Annotated in this window: 12 protein-coding genes and 1 tRNA gene; 3 read left to right on the top strand and 10 right to left on the bottom strand. The window is 57.8% G+C overall.

Annotated features, from left to right (window positions below):
* Positions 1 to 87: 87 nt before the first annotated feature.
* The 3 genes from QML71_RS12160 to QML71_RS12150 form a co-directional block, all read right to left on the bottom strand.
* Positions 88 to 164: transfer RNA gene (locus tag QML71_RS12160), tRNA-Arg, on the bottom strand.
* 265 nt (positions 165 to 429) lie between these two features.
* Positions 430 to 909 carry an FKBP-type peptidyl-prolyl cis-trans isomerase gene (locus QML71_RS12155; protein ID WP_282012198.1) on the bottom strand — a complete coding sequence of 160 codons (480 nt, stop codon included), beginning with the start codon at positions 907 to 909 and terminating at the stop codon, positions 430 to 432.
* Between the two features lie 536 nt (positions 910 to 1,445).
* Positions 1,446 to 1,625 carry a hypothetical protein gene (locus QML71_RS12150; RefSeq protein WP_282012197.1) on the bottom strand — a complete coding sequence of 60 codons (180 nt, stop codon included), beginning with the start codon at positions 1,623 to 1,625 and terminating at the stop codon, positions 1,446 to 1,448.
* Positions 1,626 to 1,903: 278 nt separating this feature from the next.
* Between QML71_RS12150 and QML71_RS12145 the strand changes: the two genes are divergently transcribed.
* The gene (locus QML71_RS12145) at positions 1,904 to 2,197 is read left to right on the top strand and encodes a hypothetical protein (protein ID WP_282012196.1); all 294 of its coding nucleotides are present in this window, start codon (positions 1,904 to 1,906) and stop codon (positions 2,195 to 2,197) included.
* A 234-nt stretch (positions 2,198 to 2,431) separates the two neighbouring features.
* Here the strand turns inward: QML71_RS12145 and QML71_RS12140 are convergent, their stop codons facing one another.
* From QML71_RS12140 to QML71_RS12130, 3 genes are all read right to left on the bottom strand, one after another.
* Complete coding sequence (locus QML71_RS12140; RefSeq protein WP_282012195.1) at positions 2,432 to 4,261, bottom strand: TIGR03545 family protein; 1,830 nt, start codon at positions 4,259 to 4,261, stop codon at positions 2,432 to 2,434.
* The gene (locus QML71_RS12135; RefSeq protein WP_282012194.1) at positions 4,258 to 4,752 is read right to left on the bottom strand and encodes a TIGR03546 family protein; all 495 of its coding nucleotides are present in this window, start codon (positions 4,750 to 4,752) and stop codon (positions 4,258 to 4,260) included. The genes QML71_RS12140 and QML71_RS12135 overlap by 4 nt, the downstream gene beginning before the upstream one ends.
* 80 nt (positions 4,753 to 4,832) lie before the next feature.
* Positions 4,833 to 6,671, bottom strand: a complete 1,839-nt coding sequence (locus QML71_RS12130; RefSeq protein ID WP_282012193.1) for a cation:proton antiporter — start codon at positions 6,669 to 6,671, stop codon at positions 4,833 to 4,835.
* 215 nt (positions 6,672 to 6,886) lie between these two features.
* On the opposite strand from QML71_RS12130, the gene QML71_RS12125 reads away from it, so the two are divergent.
* Entirely contained in the window at positions 6,887 to 7,666 is a 780-nt protein-coding gene (locus QML71_RS12125) for a protein kinase domain-containing protein (RefSeq protein WP_282012192.1), read from the top strand.
* Positions 7,648 to 8,604: a tetratricopeptide repeat protein gene (locus tag QML71_RS12120; protein WP_282012191.1), complete on the top strand. Its 957-nt coding sequence runs from the start codon at positions 7,648 to 7,650 to the stop codon at positions 8,602 to 8,604. The genes QML71_RS12125 and QML71_RS12120 overlap by 19 nt, the downstream gene beginning before the upstream one ends.
* 72 nt (positions 8,605 to 8,676) lie before the next feature.
* Here the strand turns inward: QML71_RS12120 and QML71_RS12115 are convergent, their stop codons facing one another.
* The 4 genes from QML71_RS12115 to QML71_RS12100 form a co-directional block, all read right to left on the bottom strand.
* Positions 8,677 to 9,171: an FKBP-type peptidyl-prolyl cis-trans isomerase gene (locus tag QML71_RS12115; protein WP_282012190.1), complete on the bottom strand. Its 495-nt coding sequence runs from the start codon at positions 9,169 to 9,171 to the stop codon at positions 8,677 to 8,679.
* Positions 9,172 to 9,585: 414 nt separating this feature from the next.
* Complete coding sequence (locus QML71_RS12110; protein ID WP_282012189.1) at positions 9,586 to 10,731, bottom strand: osmoprotectant NAGGN system M42 family peptidase; 1,146 nt, start codon at positions 10,729 to 10,731, stop codon at positions 9,586 to 9,588.
* Between the two features lie 18 nt (positions 10,732 to 10,749).
* A complete protein-coding gene (gene ngg / locus QML71_RS12105; RefSeq protein WP_282012188.1) occupies positions 10,750 to 12,519 on the bottom strand; it encodes an N-acetylglutaminylglutamine synthetase in 1,770 nt (589 codons plus the stop codon).
* A gap of 60 nt (positions 12,520 to 12,579) precedes the next feature.
* Complete coding sequence (locus QML71_RS12100; protein WP_282012187.1) at positions 12,580 to 14,352, bottom strand: N-acetylglutaminylglutamine amidotransferase; 1,773 nt, start codon at positions 14,350 to 14,352, stop codon at positions 12,580 to 12,582.
* Between the last annotated feature and the right edge of the window lie 191 nt (positions 14,353 to 14,543).

Genomic DNA, 14,543 nt, shown 5'->3' with positions numbered 1-14,543 from the left:
TAGTAGTGTTTATTTTGCCCGATTACACCAAAATTACACACCAATAAAATAAGGACTTGGAGAGTGACCTCTAAGTCCTTATTTTATTGGCGCGCCTGGGGCGATTCGAACGCCCGACCTACGGATTAGAAGTCCGTTGCTCTATCCAGCTGAGCTACAGGCGCACATGGGGTATCCGTGTCGGGCCGTATTGTAACACAAACCCCTCTACGAGGGGAGGCGACAGGGTATGCCCGGTGAGCAGACAATGATCGGTGTCCTCATTCTAAATGGAATCCGTTCACTCCCGGCCTGGGCTGGGGGGAGCCCTGTGGCGCCGGGGCGAGGGCTGTGTGTGCGCTCTTGAGTGCAGCCGGCCCGTTTCGGCATAAAAAAATCCCCCGCCGGATTCCGGTCGGGGGATTTTCTCGTTCTGCCTCAAGCTACGGATCAATGGTTGTGTTCGTTGCCGGTATGGGCGTGTCCGTGTTCCAACTCTTCTTTGGTGGCGTCCCGCACTTCCAGAACTTCGATGGAGAAGTGGAGGGTTTCCCCGGCCAGCGGGTGGTTGGCGTCGATTTTAACCTCGTTTTCGCCAACAGACAGGACGGTGAAGATCTGCTGCTTCTCGCCCATGTCGGCGGAAAACTGCATGCCCGGCTGGATGTCCACATCCGGCGGGAAATTCTTGCGCTCGATCTCCATGACCAGGCTGGGGTTGACGTTGCCGTAAGCTTCTTCCGGCTGGATGGAGACGTCTTTCTTGTCTCCGGAGTTCAGGCCTTCCAGGTTGGTTTCCAAACCCGGAATGATCTGCCCGTTGCCATGAAGGTATACCAGGGGCTGGTCCGCTCCGGCCTGGTCCAGCTCCGTACCGTCGTTGTTTTTCAGTGAATAGCTCAGGGTGACGACAGAATCCTTCTTAATCATAAAATACCTCTGGATTTGTTATGAACCCGGTCCGCAAAGATTGGTGCTGGCAGGTGCGCACGCCGCCCCGGACACGGCAATTCAGACATCAAATCACGCGCGGAACCGTGCAACAGAAAACAGGGGGCGGAGGGGGTGAATGGCGGCCTGCCGGTGAAACTCTGCCTTTGTGTGCGGAGTCTCCTTACGGTTCGTAGTTTAAAATAAATGGCGCCCTGAAAAAACGTGTTCGGGATCGAAGCGAACAACAGGATCATTCCATTTCTGGGATGTGGCCGAAAAGGCCTCTTGCCTACCACAATACCGGAAATATTATAATTTTCAAGGCTGGCAGGCCCTTTCCCGGGCAAAGCAAGCAATATCAGGTCGCTGAGGGCGTCCCGGCCCGCGTGGTTGCGGGCGAACAGGTTTGGACCGGTACCGGGGCACCCAGGCGGCTGACCGGAAGACTCCGCAACGGGGAGGGATGGGCATAAAAAAAAGCCAGGGTGCTTGCAACACCCTGGCTCTCTTTCTTCTTAACGAAAGAACGCGGACTACTCGGGCTTTTCCTTGTCGTCGTCGTCATCGTCCTGATCGTCGTCTTCCTTCTGCTGATCGTCAGACAAAACCAGTACGTTGCCGGTGTCACTGGACACGTAGGCGAACACGGTGGAAGACAGGGAGAACAGCATGGAAACGATTGCGATCAAAAACAAATAAGCGATTTTTTTCATTGTAAGGTGATCCTTAAATTTAAAATAGGGTTGATGCCAATGGTTGATTTATTCCTGGAAGGTGCGTTCGTCCTAGGCGACCGTGCGGACAAACTTCCATCTCTCCTCAATAGTTGATAATCAGGACAGACCAACTTGGTGCCGGAAGCCTTGGAACCGCCCCACCTCCCATGAGCCTCGGTCTTTAAGGCGTGCGAGATGGGAACGCGCTTCCGGCGCAAACCCAACAATTCGAACGCAGCGGACACGCGGTGCCGTTTTGCCCGAATCAGAAGTAAATGTTTTTAAAGATAACCTGTAGCGAAGAATGCCTGTTCCAACTTGTCGGTGACAGCAAAGTCGGTCATGCCTTCCCGGGGAAGGAAGCGCGCAGGATTCGGGATCCTGTCAAAAAGCAGAAAAGAAGTCAGAACGCAGTGAGCGATCATGGTCGGAAACCAGCATCTCCTGATAAAGGTGCGAAGTTGATTCTATTAGAAGGTATTCCCCAGCAAAAACAAACAAAAAAATGCAGGTTTTTGAAAAAAACAGGACGGCCCTGGATATCTTCTAACTATTTGTATTTAAAATGATTTTTGGGTGGCGTGGCGGGTTGGGGCGGCTGTGTCGGCGGCAGGCGGGCCGGGCGACGCGGCCCTGTGGCCATGATTTCGGGGAGTTGGATAAGTATTGCCCGAACAGGCGTTTTATGAAAATGGTCCCGTGTGCCGCAGGTGCGCTCTGGATATGGAATTGCGACGCGTGGATTGGATGCAGTGCGGTCTTGCGCAACAGGGCGGGGGGAATCGCCCCATGGGGCGCGGCGATCAGAACGGCAGTTTGAAATCTTTCAGCAGGTCGCCCGCCTTGCCCGGCAGTTTGAGCTTGGGCAGCAGCGCTTTCTCGGTGACTTCGCCCAGCAGGTTTTCGTAAGAAGATTCCTTGGAGTTCAGCATCTTCTGCAGGTCCACCAGGCTGGCCAGGCTGCCCGCGGAATCCTTAAGTGGTCCCTGTGTTTTCTCCAGGATCGCCGATTTCAGTTTGCCTTCGAAATCCTTCACCTTGTCATCGAACACGCCACGGATGGCGCGGTTCAGAGTCTGGTTGAGGTCGGACTCCACCTTCAACGCATAATCGTCCACCGTGCCCGACAGCAGGAGTTTGAGGTAGAACCGGTTGACCGACGACAGGGTCTTTTGCAGGATGTCTCCGACTTCGCCACTGTCCGCCTGCGTCCACTTCAAGTCCATATCGCGCGCCTGCACGTGGACGTTGCCGGTGAGTGCCTGTTCGCTAACGATGTTCAGCGTGCCTGCGATATTGGCGCCACCCTGTTCCACCTTCACGGCCTTGCCGGTTTTGAAATCGGTCAGCTTCAAGGCATCGATGCGCGTCTCCAGGGTATCCCGTGCGGAGGTGCCGGTACGGTCCACGGTGAGGTCCAGTGCGAAACGTTTGAACCGCTCATTGTTGGCGGCGTCCAGTTTGACCCGCATGGGCTGTCCGTGGATTTTCTGGTTGTCGGACAGGTCTTTGATATCGCCGGAAACGGTCTGGCCGAGCAGGGTGAGTGACAGCGTGCCGTGCCGCACCAGCAGATCGGGTGTGGGTTTGGGTTTCAGAAACTCGATGGTCAAGCCTTTGCCGCGGGCCGGAGTTTCCGGTTCCGGCACCACCGGTTCCTTTTTCTTATTGAGATACGGCTTCAGTTTTTCATAATAGCGGCGGCCCTTGTCGAGTTGCTCTTTGAACGGTCCGGCGATCAACGCTCCGACCAGCCCCGTGCCGCCCTTGAGGTCCAGAGAATACTTGTTCTTCAATCGGGCGATGTCTTTTTGCGGCAGGTCCTTGAGGTCTTTGACCAGCGAGCGGGCTTTTTCCGTTTCCGCTTTCAGCTCCGATTTAAGATTTCTGACCTGATCGACCTTACTCTGGATGTCGCCGCGCAGGCTTTGGATGTCGGCGGTGAGGGCCTGGATATCGCCCGGACCGGAAATGCTTTTCGCCCGCGTTTGGATGCCATCGATCTTTTGCTTGAACTCGTCCAGCGCGTTCTTGCCCAGCTGGTTCTGGACCACATCCTGCCATTTGTTTTTCGTCGCCTCGACATCGCCCTTGACCTGTTGAATGCGTTCCAGCGTTTCCAGCTTCTCGTTTTTAAGGATGTCCTGGGGCGATTGGAACTTCATGCCTTTCAAGGGATCGAACCCGGCAAACCCGGGACCGGAGCCGCTATCGTCCGGTTTGGCTTCCGGCTCTTCTTTTTCCTTCACAGGTTTTTTAACCGGACGCGCCGGGGTTTTGCGTTTCGTATTGAAGGCGATGCCCTCGGCGGTCAGCTCATCGACGATCAATTTTTTGGAGAATGCCTGATTGAGGTCGAAATCGAAGGTGAAGTTGCCAACTTCGACGATGTTCTCATCCAGGTTTTCGGCATTGGCGATCTGGATACCGCGAATCTGGATGGAATGGTTCATGAGTGACGTCTTGACGGAACCGACATCGACCTGCGCGCCCAGGGCCTGCGAGCCCTGGTCTTCGATCGTATCTTTAATGAGGCTGTCGAGAAACAGCAGCACGAATCCGGCGATCAGCCCGACCGCGACGACGAACGGGATGAGTCCCCACCAGCGAATGAATCCGGTTTTGGGTTTCATGCGGCAGACTCCACGGTGTCGGGGATCTTGAGAAATTTCAGAAAAGGAATGCGGTCGATGAGCCCATTGAAGGCCAGCCGGTATTTGACCACCATTTTATTCAGGACGAAGATCAGCGGGATGCCGAGCCCCAGCGAGACCACCAGGCTGCCCATGACGAGGGTGTTGTTCAGGTTGCCCAGCAGGAATACGGGACAACTGAAAAACTGGGTCCAGAATCCCTGCAATCCTTCTGCCGTCAACAGGCCGTAACCGATTTGATGGAACAGGGGGTCGAGCGCAAAGGCAAACAGCGTGCAGCCGGCGAGGCTCAGCAGGAACATGCTGAAATTGATGTTGATGAAGAAAGCCAGCAGCAGGACAACGAGGTTGTGCAGGCTGAGTAAAGGCGTCAGGCCTGCCACCGCGCCCAAGACCAAAGCGACGCTGATCTGCCAGGGACGTTGGCTGGAGTTGAGGGCTTTCAGAACTTTGATGATCCGGCTGAACATGAATCCCCCCTCGGCGAAAAAAACCGGATGCCGCGTTGCGAAGTCGAAGTATTCTGAATACGGAATCAGTGTACCACAATTCAGGGTGCGTCAAGGCTTCCTTGCGTTGTGTCCCCGTTCTTCTTTTTAGGAGGTGTGGCCTCGGGCTTGACGAAGGCGATGATCCGGTCCCCCGGCCCCGGTGCGCCGGGGAAATGCTCGGCTCCGAAAGCCAGCTTCCCTTTTTTGAACAAACCGATCAGGTAATAGGGGGCGTTCAGTTTTTGGGTGAATGCTTCGAAGTCGTGCTCTTCGGTCAGCTTCGATTTCTGGAAGGTCCACCCCTGGTAGAAGCGGTCCATCAACACTTCAAACCGGGCTTCCTCGCCGAACGCGATGCGGCCCAGGTGCGCACTGTGCACGCCTTTTTCTTCATCCACCTTCTTGGGATGGAAGGGCAACTGATACACGCGGTCGCGGCCGAAGTGGTGGATGAACGCGTTGCACACGAGCGCGTTGTAGGCGTCGTTTTCCGAGGCGGCCAGCAGGTAACCCATCTCCGCCAGTTCCATGTTCTGCTCGCTGGTCTCGGATAAAATCTCGCCGAAATGAATGGGCAGTCCGCGCAACCGGGCGTCCTTGAGCCGGTGCCAGGTGCCGTCCACCAGCACCACCGGCAGATCGAGTTCGCGCAACACCGACGCCAGCTCCGTCGTCCAGGGATTGGCGCCGACGATGACCACGCCCTCTTTTTTGTCGGAAGACAACGCCAGTTTGCGCGCCAGCCATTCCAATGACAGGCCGTGCAGCACCACGGTGGAAAGGATCACACCGAAGACCAGCGGCAGCAGGTACACCGCGTCTTCATAACCCCGTTCGATCAGGCGCGGTGCGAACAACCCGGCGACCGAGGCGGCCACGATACCGCGCGGCGCGATCCATCCGAGCAGCAGTTTTTCATTGGACTTCAAGCCGGAGCCCAGGGTGGCCAGCCACACCGCCAGCGGCCGCACCAGGAACAGGATGCAGAGGACGAAGCCCAGCGCCCGCCAGTCGAGGTTTTGAAAGTGTTCCGTTTTCAAGTCGGCGGTCAACAGGATGAAGACGGTCGAGACCAGCAGCGTGGTGATGTTTTCCTTGAACTTGCGCAGCTCGTAAAAAATGAGCATGCGGATGTTGCCCATGGTGATGCCCAGCACCGTCACCGCCAGCAGTCCGATCTCCTCTTCCAGCAGGTTGCCGATGCCGTACAGGGAAATGACCATGCACAGCACCATCGGGATTTTCAGAAACTCGGGGGTGTGGCCTTTTTCGAAAATGAATTTGAGGAGCAGGCCGCCCGCAATGCCCAGCGCCACCGCGCCGGCGAAGGCCATGCCGAAATGCCAGAGGATGGTCTCCGTGGTCTGCGTCGCGTCGTGGGTGATGATCTCCGCCACCAGCACCGCCAGCAACACGCCGATGGGATCGTTGATGATGCCTTCCCACTTCAGCACCGAAGCGGTGCGGGAGGACAATTTGGCGTGGCGCACCAAGGGCAGGATGACCGTCGGCCCCGTCACCACGAGGATCGCCGACAGCAACAGCGAGACCGGCGCCGACAACCCCGCAACCCAGTAGCAGGCCAGGAATCCGAAACCCCACGCCAGGGGCAGGCCGAAGCCGATGATCTGTTTCACGGCGCGGCCGGACTGACGCAGTTCGTGGAACCGGAGGTTCAGCCCGCCTTCAAACAGGATGATGGCGATGGCCAGCTTGATGAGTGCCTGCAACAGCGGGCCGAAATCTTGCGTCGGGTCCACCATGCCCAGGGCCGGGCCGATCAGAATCCCCGCGCCAAAGAACAGCACGATGGAGGGAATGCGCACCCGCCACGCCAGCCAGTGCATGCTGACGCCCAGGATGATGACGCCGACCAGTTTTTGCAGTGTGAAGTCCAAGAATCGAATCCTATCAATGGAGGAAGGCAGGAGGCCAGATTGAAGCGTTTATTGTAAAGCAAACCGGATCGAAAAGAACGGCATCATTTTTTAATGGAATTCAAAGGGTGAATGAAAACGGAAGGGGCGGAACGGCAAATCTTCGATTCCGCCTCCGGCCGGAGACCGGTTGAAAGCAGAATCCGGTGATTGGCGGAACCCGGGGATGGTGTACAATGGCACGGAACACGACATCCACCAACGGGGACGTTTTTTTGCCGAAACAGGTTCAAAAAATTGATTCGTTCGATCTCAAGCCCGGACGCAAGCTGGCGGCCAAGTACGAAGTGATCTCCAAACTGGGGGCTGGCTGGGAAGGCGAGGTGTACAAGGTGAATGAGATCAGCACCGGCATCGAACGCGCGGCGAAACTGTTTTTCCCGCAACGCAATGTCCGCAACCGGTCGGCGCGCGTGTACGCCCGCAAGCTGCACAAGCTGCGCCGCTGCGCCATCCTCATCCAATACCACACCAAGGAAATCATAAGCTGCCGCCGCATTCCCGTCACCGTGCTGATCTCGGATTACGTCGAGGGCATCCTGCTCTCGGAATTTTTAAAAAGGATGCCCGGCAAGCGCCTGCCGCCGTACCAGGCCACGCACCTGTTGTACTCGCTGGCCAAGGGCATCGAGGAAATCCATCTGCTCAACGAGTATCACGGTGATCTGCACAGCGACAACATCATCGTCAACAAGTTCGGCCTGAGTTTTGAAATCAAACTGCTGGACTTGTTCAATTCCACCGACGCCAAGCTTGCCAACATGCGCGACGATATATGCAGCCTGATCCAGATTTATCACGAGAGCATGGGCGGGGCGAAGCATTACCGCAAACTGCCGCAGACGGTGAAAAACATCTGCTGCGGGCTGAAGCGCTCGTTGATCCTGAAAAAATTCCGCACGGTCTCCCAATTGCGCGAGCACCTGGAACTGCTGGAATGGGAGTGCGATTGGTGAGGGGATGCCGATGGTGGTGGATTGCGCTGTGGCTGTGGATGCATGCAGGAGGCGGCCCGGCCTGGGCGCAGCCGGAAGAACTCGACCCCGCACAGGCGGCGCAGCAATGCCGGGATGGAGCGACCATTTACTGCCTGGCTCTGGGCATGGAAGCGGAACGGCAGGGGCAACGCGAGCAGGCGTTGGATTTTTTCCGCCTGGCCTGCGTCGGCCACGCCACGTCCGGTCACCTGCGCGCCTGCACCCCCTTGCTGGCCCTGTCGTTGCAGATGGACCGCCTTGAGGACGAGGCCCGGCATCTGGAAGCCCGCTGCGACGGCGGTCACCAGGAAACCTGTTTTTACCTCGGCAAAGAATACCTCAAGATCGGCGAGTTGAACCGGGCCACCGATCTGCTTTTGCCGTTGTGCCGGCAAGGCCATGCGCCGTCGGACCCGAGTGATTACGGCGCCTGTTACCACATGGCGCGGGGATTCGAACGGTTTCGGCATTATGAGCGCGCGCAGGAGTTGTTCGATCTGGACTGCGACCGCAACCCCGACAAAGCCTGGGCCAGTTGCGAAGCCTTGCTGCGCATGGCGTATGTGCGCAAAGAGACAGAGAAAGTCGCCTGGAGCCAGGTGCAGGGATTCCAATCGGCGGAAATCGCCTTCGGCGTGCTGGCGGCCATCCCCCTTGTCGGCACGTGGCTGTGGTACCGGCAGCGTCCCTGGGCATGGCGGTGCCTGCGCGTGGGACCGGTCATCGCCGGCATTTGCCTGGTCTTATGGGAACTCGCGCCCAAAGCCGGGGACCTGCCGCCTACGGATCACATTGTGAGTGTGATGTCGTTTTTGTCGGTGGTGGGCCTGGCGGCGCTGGCGCACCAGAAATTGCAGGACCGGCAAGAGGATGCGGACACGGCCGACAAACCGCCGCGGCGGCCTCCTCCCGTTTAAATAAAAAAACCCGGTCTTGCAACAAGACCGGGCTGAGTGCTGACACCGGCGCGGCGGCGCCGATGAATGGAATTACTGGATGGACACCAGCTTGATGTCGAAGATCAGGGTTTTGCCCGCCAGCATGTGGTTGGCGTCCAGCGTTGCCATATCGCCCTGAATGTCCTTGACGGTGACGATGTTGCCCTGGCCGTCCATCAACTGAGCGCCGGACTGCACTTCCGGCGGCAGTTTGCTTTTCTCAACCTGGAATATCAGCTTGTCGTCGTACGGACCGTACGCATCGCCGGGGTCCATGGAAACGGTTTTGGATTCGCCGACCTTCATACCGACCACCGCCTGATTCATGCCGGGAATGATCTGCTTGGTGCCGACCGTGAACTTCAACGGTTCGCGGCCTTCCGATTTGTCGAAAACGGTATCGTCCTGCAATTTGCCGGTGTAATGGATTTCGATCACGTCACCTTCCTTGACGGCACGGTCGTCCGCCCAGGCCGTGGAGGCCATCATCAGTACGGCAACAAGGCCCAGAAACCATACCGATCCAATCTTGCTTGCGTTTCTCATAGTTCACCTGATTTTAAGAGTGGGGATTTGCAACTCCGGCGTCCAGCAATCCGAAACTGCACAATGAAAGATAAAGCCCGAACAGGCTCAATATTTCTTCAATGAAAAAATATATATTGCTGGGGAAACAAGGAAGTGAAGGAGAAGCCTGACTCCAAAACCGCCTGCGCGGTTTCCCGGAATGAAATTCGGTTTAGGCTGTAAAGGGTAGGGCGGGTGCAACGTTGGGCTGTCTCGGCGTGTGCGAATCTCCCTACCGGATAATTCATTTAATGTACCCCTTTTGTATTGCCGTTTTCAAGATTTTTCCGGCGCGTACAGGGTCGCTGCCAGCTTGTTGGCGAAGGTCCTTTTAGTTTGGGCCTTTAAAGCCGGATCGCGGGTTGTCTCCCCCTGCGCGGTGCCCCCCGCTGCTCATTGTTTGGGGGGATCTTCGATGTGTTTTTCCAATTCCGGCTGATGTGGAAAATCCGCCAGCGGACCCAGCAGGTCGCGGTCGCGCGTGAACGTGGGTGGACTCTGGATGTACAGCGACAACAGGTCGGCCAACGACATCAGGGACTGGATGTGCGAGCGTTCGTAGCCGTGCGAGGCGTCGAGGCCGAAGCAGAGCAGGGCGGTGCGGATGTCGTTGCCCGCTTCCATCGCCGCCGCCGCGTCGCTCCTGTAATGATTGAACACGTCGCGCGCGTGTTCGATTTTGTGGGTGCGGCAGAGGTCGAGCAGCTTCGTGGTCAAATGGCGGTCGAAGGGACCGCTGGAATCCTGCATCGAAACGGTCACGCCGAACTCGCTGGTGTTCTGTCCGGGCGCGAGGGTGCCGTTGTCCACCGAGACCAGTTCCGCCACGTCGCCGTGCAGCACGTGCGAGGCACCGACGCCGACTTCCTCCGAGATGGTGAACAGCAGGTGGCAGTCCAGTTCCAAAGGCGCCTTGGCCTCGACGATGGCTTTCGCCGCGGTCAGGATGGCGGCGACGCCTGCCTTGTCGTCCAGGTACCGTGAAACGATGTAACCGTTGTCGGTGAACTCCGGGTCGGGATCGACGGCGATGAAATCGCCGACATTGAATCCGGCTTCTTCCAACTCCTTGCGCGAGTTGCTTTCCATGTCCACACGGACCTCCAGGTTGGACCAGGCCGTCGGCTGCGAGTCGATTTCCGTGTCGTACGTATGTCCGGACGCTTTCAAGGGCAGGATGGTGCCACGGCAGGAACGGTCGCCGTCCATGTACACGGTCACGCGCGCGCCTTCCGCGAAACGCGGCGACCAGGTGCCGATGGGCACCGCTTCGAGACGCCCGTTGGGGCGCAGGTTTTTGACCATCGCCCCCAGCGTGTCAAGGTGGGCGACGATGGCGCGGTCCGGGCTCTGCACCTTGCCGCTCATGTTGGCGCGGATGGCGCCGCGCCGGGTCAGGTCGAATGGAATCCCCAGTTTATTCAGTTCGTCGCACATGACGTGCACAATGGTGTCCGTCAGGCCGGTGGGGCTGGGGATTTCCAGCAGGCGGAATAAGGTGCGCATCAGGTAGTTCTGGTCCAGGTCTAGCCGCTTCATATTAGAAATTCTTTCCGGTTAAGAGATGGGTGGTTGTGTTATCTGGCCGTGCCCGTGTGTGTCGATGTGGGTCTGCGGGAACAGCAGGTCGATGAACCGTTCCGCGGTGGGCTGCGGTTCATGGTTGGCCAGTCCCGGTCGTTCGTTGGCTTCGATGATTTTAAATTTGTCGCCGTTCACCGTGGGCACAATGAAATCGAAACCGACGATGGGAATGTGAATGGCTTTTGCCGCCTGTACGGCCGCTTCGCCGAGTTTCGGATTCAGGTCGGCCGTGACATCGACAATGGTGCCGCCGGTGTGCAGGTTGGCGGTTTTGCGCACGGGGATCACGACTCCGGATTCGGGAACCGAATCGAAGGTGTACCCCGCGTCGTGGATGCATTGTTCGGTTTCCGCGTCCAGCGGAATCCGGGCTTCGCCGCCGGTGGCGGTGGAACGCCGCCGGCTTTGCTTGATGGTGAGTTGTTTTGCGGTGGAGCGCCCGTCACCGATGATCTGCGCCGGGTGGCGGACGGCGGCCGCCACGACTTCGAAATTGATGACGATGATGCGCAGGTCGATGCCTTCCACGAATTCTTCCAGCAACACGCGGTCTGAAACCTGCTGCGCTTTTTCGACGGCGGCATCGAGTTCCTTGCTGTTTTTGGGTTTGATGGTGATGCCCGTCCCCTGCTCGCCATCGGCGGGTTTCACCACGATGTCGGTGTGCTGTTTCAAAAACGCACGGTTGGGTTTGGCGCCGCCCGCTTCCATCTGCTCCGGCGTGGGCAAACCCTGCCGCTGCAGAAACCGGCGCGTGACGGCCTTGTTGGCGCACAGGGTCATGGCGATGGCGCTGGTCAACTCGCTCAGCGATTCGCGGCAGATGATGGTGCGCCCGCCGAAGGTCAGGGAAAAGTACCCGGCTTTTTCGTCGAGGATGGACACGCCGATGCCCCGGCGCCGGGCTTCGTTGATGATGATGCGCGCATACGGGTTGAGGTTGCTTTCGGGCAGCGAGCCGATGAACAGCTTTTCATTGATCGGGTTTTTCTTTTTGATGAAAAACAGGCGCGCCACTTCGAAGCCCAGTTTTTCATACAGGGCCATGGCCTGATCGTTGTCGTGGATCACCGACAGGTCCATGAACCGCCGTCCGTTTTGTTTGAAGTGTTCGGCTACATTGCGCACCAGCGCCTCGCCGATGCCGGGGTGCTCGGCGTGCGGGTCCACCGCCAGCGACCACAGGCTGGACCCTTCTTCCGGGTCGTTGAACGCCTGCTTGTGGTCCACGCCCTGCACCATGGCCAGAATTTTTCCGGAACGGTTGTCCTCGACCACCCGGAACACCAAATGCGCCGCGTCCTTATGCTTCATGGCAAAGCCGACCGGAATCTGCACCATGTTGTGGGCTTTGTAAATACGGTTGGCTTGCTGGATATCGCGACGGTTTTGAATGGGGCGAACGGTGTAGCCCCGGTAAGAGATGGCGGACTCTTCATATTTGCTGAGCCACAATCTCAGGGTATGCGACGGGTCGAGGAACAGCTCCTGCGGAGCCAGCGATAAGGCCACCTGCGGGTCGTGGATGTACAGCGCGATGTCGCGCTTGCCCCGGCGTTCCTGGCAGATGGATTGCACCATCTCCCGGCTGTCGGAGAAGGTGTTGGCGAAAACCAGACGTCCCCATCCGCAATCCAGCGTCACGTTGCGCTGGGTTTCCGATTCCGGAGCCGGCTTGTGGACGTCCCGAAATTCCCGAATGGGAATGAAACGCCGCGGTGATTTTTCAGAAGTCTTCATCATCAAACGGGAGAAGTTTCCTTAATTGAATGATACCTCAACAGGGGTCACGTTCGCCTCTGTTTATTTCTGGTGAACCTGCAACCACATCTCCAGCAACGCCATCTGCCACAGTTTGGAGCCTTGTAACGGCGTGATGTGTTGCTCCGGGTTCTCGAACATGCGGTCGAGATACGGCTTCTTGAACAGGGATCGTTGTTTGGCGGAAGGTTGTTCGAACACGTCCCGCACGAAACCCAGGTACTCGCCCTGGATGTATTTGAGCGCCGGCACGGGAAAATACCCTTTTGGCCGGTCGATGACCTGGTGCGGCAACACCTCGCGCCCGACGTCTTTCAAAATGCCCTTGCCGCCGTCTTTCACTTTGAGGGCCGGCGGAATGCGCGCCGCCAGCTCCACCAGTTCGTGATCGAGAAACGGCACCCGCGCTTCCAGTCCCCAGGCCATGGTCATGTTGTCCACACGCTTGACCGGATCGTCCACCAGCATCACCGTGGTGTCCATCCATAGCGCCTTGTCGGTGCCCCCCACCGCGTCCGTTTCAGCGAAACGTTTTTTGAGAAATTCCTGACTGTGATTCTCGGTCACGAATTTGTGATGCACGGCGGTTGCGTATTCGTCGTGCGTGCGGTCGAAAAACAGTTTGGAGTAATCGGCAATCGGGTCCTGGCTGTCCATGAGCGGCGGATACCAGAAATAGCCGCCGAACACTTCATCCGCACCCTGTCCGCTCTGCACCACCTTCAGACTTTTGGCGACTTCGCGCGACAGCAGGAAGAAACCGATGTTGTCGTGGCTGACCATCGGCTCGGACATCGCCTGCACGCAGTGCATCAGGTTGGGCAGCACTTCTTTCGACTGCACAAAAATTTTGTGATGCTCAGTGGAAAACTCACGGGCGATGAGGTCGGAATATTCGAACTCGTCGCCCAACTCGCCTCCCGCGGCTTCAAATCCGACGGAAAACGTATTGAGGCCGCTTTGCCCCAGGTCCGCCAGCAAGGCCACGATGAGGCTGGAGTCCAGCCCGCCGGAGAGCAACACGCCCACCGGCACGTCGGCCACGAGGCGGCGGCGCACGGCGGTTTTCAGGGATTCCATGACGCGCTCTTTCCATTCGACCGCATCGCAGGTTTCATCTTCTTTCGTGCGTGCGTAGGAGAGCGACCAGTACGGCTTCATGGTTTGGCCGCCATCGGGTGTGATTTCCATCATGTGGCCTGGCGGCAGTTTGCGCACGCCTTGAAAAATCGTGTAGGGCGGGGGCACCACAGCGTGAAAGCTCATGTAGAAATGCAGGGCGACCGGATCGATGGACGTGTCCACCTGCCCCCCCGCCACCAGCGCCGGCAGGCTGGACGCAAAACGGAAACGTCCTCCGGAACTGGAAAAGTAGAGGGGTTTGATGCCAAGACGGTCACGCGCCAGAATCATTTTGCCCGTGTCGCGTTCCCACAAGGCGAACGCAAACATGCCCTGGAATCGCTGCACGCAGTCCTTGCCCCACGCATGGTAGGCCTTCAGCAAGACTTCGGTGTCGCCGTGCGAGAAAAAGGAATAGCCTTTGTCCTGCAATTCCTTCCGCAGCTCTTTGTAGTTGTAAAGGATGCCGTTGTACACCACGACCAGCCCCAGTGCGGAATCGGTCATGGGTTGGTGCGAGGCCTCCGACAGGTCGATGATTTTCAGGCGGCGGTGCGCAAAGGCCACGTTGCGTTGGGAGAAGAGGCCATTGCCATCGGGGCCACGGGGAGCCAGCGCTTCGGCCATGGCTGTCACCGCACGGGAATCGGGAATCGTTCCGTCGGATCGATACTCACCACAAATGCCACACATGCGTTGCTCCAGAAAATGAAAGAAAGGGTTTGGCAGGAACCTCCCGCCTGCCGGTCCTGCAATGAATCAAACAGTCCTCGTCGCGTGATGCGGACCGGGTGGATGGGATCGACCCGGCTGCCGACGATTCGTTTTCGGTTTCGATAAGGCTGTGCGGGTTCGCTGGGAAATCGTCCTAACAAATTGATTAT

The sequence above is a fragment of the Nitrospina watsonii genome (genome assembly GCF_946900835.1).
Lineage (GTDB): Bacteria > Nitrospinota > Nitrospinia > Nitrospinales > Nitrospinaceae > Nitrospina > Nitrospina watsonii.
This window is presented reverse-complemented; position numbering and strand designations above follow the sequence as displayed.

Coding starts and splice junctions, on each gene's coding strand:
- QML71_RS12155 (WP_282012198.1), bottom strand. CDS start 909: ATGATTAAGAAGGATTCTGTCGTCACCCTGAGCTATTCACTGAAAAAC.
- QML71_RS12150 (WP_282012197.1), bottom strand. CDS start 1,625: ATGAAAAAAATCGCTTATTTGTTTTTGATCGCAATCGTTTCCATGCTG.
- QML71_RS12145 (WP_282012196.1), top strand. CDS start 1,904: ATGTTTTTAAAGATAACCTGTAGCGAAGAATGCCTGTTCCAACTTGTC.
- QML71_RS12140 (WP_282012195.1), bottom strand. CDS start 4,261: ATGAAACCCAAAACCGGATTCATTCGCTGGTGGGGACTCATCCCGTTC.
- QML71_RS12135 (WP_282012194.1), bottom strand. CDS start 4,752: ATGTTCAGCCGGATCATCAAAGTTCTGAAAGCCCTCAACTCCAGCCAA.
- QML71_RS12125 (WP_282012192.1), top strand. CDS start 6,887: ATGGCACGGAACACGACATCCACCAACGGGGACGTTTTTTTGCCGAAA.
- QML71_RS12120 (WP_282012191.1), top strand. CDS start 7,648: ATGGGAGTGCGATTGGTGAGGGGATGCCGATGGTGGTGGATTGCGCTG.
- QML71_RS12115 (WP_282012190.1), bottom strand. CDS start 9,171: ATGAGAAACGCAAGCAAGATTGGATCGGTATGGTTTCTGGGCCTTGTT.
- QML71_RS12110 (WP_282012189.1), bottom strand. CDS start 10,731: ATGAAGCGGCTAGACCTGGACCAGAACTACCTGATGCGCACCTTATTC.
- ngg (WP_282012188.1), bottom strand. CDS start 12,519: ATGATGAAGACTTCTGAAAAATCACCGCGGCGTTTCATTCCCATTCGG.
- QML71_RS12100 (WP_282012187.1), bottom strand. CDS start 14,352: ATGTGTGGCATTTGTGGTGAGTATCGATCCGACGGAACGATTCCCGAT.